This is a genomic window from bacterium (genome assembly GCA_024228115.1).
Lineage (GTDB): Bacteria > Myxococcota_A > UBA9160 > UBA9160 > UBA6930.
The window spans coordinates 1-1,764 of the sequence record JAAETT010000698.1 but is presented as its reverse complement, the minus strand read 5'-3'; the positions used below and the strand labels follow the sequence as shown (position 1 = coordinate 1,764).

Genomic DNA, 1,764 nt, shown 5'->3' with positions numbered 1-1,764 from the left:
TGCCAGGGATGCGCTGAGTTCCTCCACGCGGTGGCGCACCTCTTCCGTGGGCTTGCGGAGCTCGTGGGCGACGCCACGTACGAATTCGGCATGGAGCCGCTGGGATTTGATCTCGGCGATCTCCGCGGCTTGGCGCTCGACCTCACGCTTCAACTCCGCGAGCAGTTCGAGCCGGCCGATTGCGAGGCCGGCGAAGGCGCAGAGAGTCCCGAGCTGGGGAGTCAACTCCTCGGCTCGCTGAGGTGTGACTCCCTCCATCTGCAGAAGGCGGGTCGGCTGGCCGGGGACGGTCAACCCGAGATCGCTTTCGCCATCCGGGCCAGCCGTGTCCCAATGCAGAGCCGCCTGATGCGCCGCAGCAAAGCCACGAAGGGTGGCGAGCACCTCGTCCGGCGCGTCCGCCTCACAAATCGCACGCGCCGCGCGCAGCACGGCATGTCGATCGGACAGCGCCTGTTCGAGGGACGTGGTTTTCTCGGTCACCTTCGCTTCGAGGTCCGCAGTGGTAGCGGCCGCCTCCAGGGCAGTCGTGGCCACGTGGCGAAGGCTCGCGAGCATCCTCGCGTGGTCGTCACCATACGGCAGCCCATCGGTGCGGGACCCAACGATCACGAGGGCGCTCGGAGCGCTGTGGGGGAGCAGAGGAAGCACGATCTCGGGCACGTCCGGTCCCGGGTCCTCGGTACGCGCACGCGCCTGCACGATGGGGTCACGTGTCGAGCGCTCTCGATGCCAAAGAGCGAGACCGCGCTGAACGAGCGGCTCGGAGCAGCCCGCTGCTTCCGCTTCGAGCACACATCGCACTTCGCTCGCACCAAGGTGAGCTTGGATGAGCGTCTGGACGCGCTGGAGGACTCGCCGAGGCTCGCGCGCGGTTGCGAGTTCCTGGCTTGCCTGCTCGAGGAAATGCTCGAAGGCCCGCTCTCGGAAGAGCTGCCCCGAGGCACCACGCCGGAGGCCTGAGTGCAGGAGCTGGTAGAGGACCGTCGTCATAAACGCGACCGGAACGACCTCGGCAGACACTCCCGCACCTGGCTCACCCAGGAGGGATAGTGCGAACGACACGACTCCACTTGCGAGCAGCAGCGCAGCCATCGCCGTCAGGCCGGTGAAGACCGCGCTCCGCACCCACACCGGGGGATCGAGCAGGCGGTAGCGGACAATCGCCCAGGAGATGAACGCCGGGAAGGCGAGGAGCGAGAGGATGAACGGCGTACGGAATGCGGCCGGGGGAAGGCCCCCGGTGATGAAGTAGACGAACGGGACGGCGCTCCCGATCCCAAGGCCAAACAGCAACGCGCGTGTACGTGCTCGCTCGATGGGTGTCATCGTCCGAGCGGACGTGAGGCTCCCGACCACGAGGATCCCCGCCGCCAGGAAGGCCGCCCCCACCGCGATCCGCTCGAGCGCGTTGAGGAACGCTGCGTCCTGAATGTGGATCTGGGCAAACGCCGCCGGGAACAGCCAGAAGCCGTAGGGCACCGCTGCGACCCGCGCTGAACGGAAGCGTGGAGAGACCACGGGGAATCGCATGGCCAGGTGAATCATCGCCGCGGGAAGGAGCGTGAGGCTGACCAGCCCGAGCCGGGGGCGGAGTGAGGCCATCCCTAGGAGGCCGGTGTCCCCCGGCAGGATCAGGTCCATCTGCGTCAAGACACTGGACCCGACGCACCATGCCACTACGAAGAGTGGCGGCGCGACTGGATGGCGGCTTCCCAGACCGACCGTCAACGCGAAGAGGAGAAAGGTCGCGCCGAGGAAAAT

General features: G+C 67.3%; 1 protein-coding gene. It reads right to left on the bottom strand.

Annotation, left to right across the window (positions count from 1 at the left end; all coding sequences use genetic code 11):
• The coding region (locus GY937_28925) for a hypothetical protein (protein ID MCP5060739.1) at positions 1 to 1,731 on the bottom strand (1,731 nt) is incomplete at its 3' end.
• Positions 1,732 to 1,764: the final 33 nt, after the last annotated feature.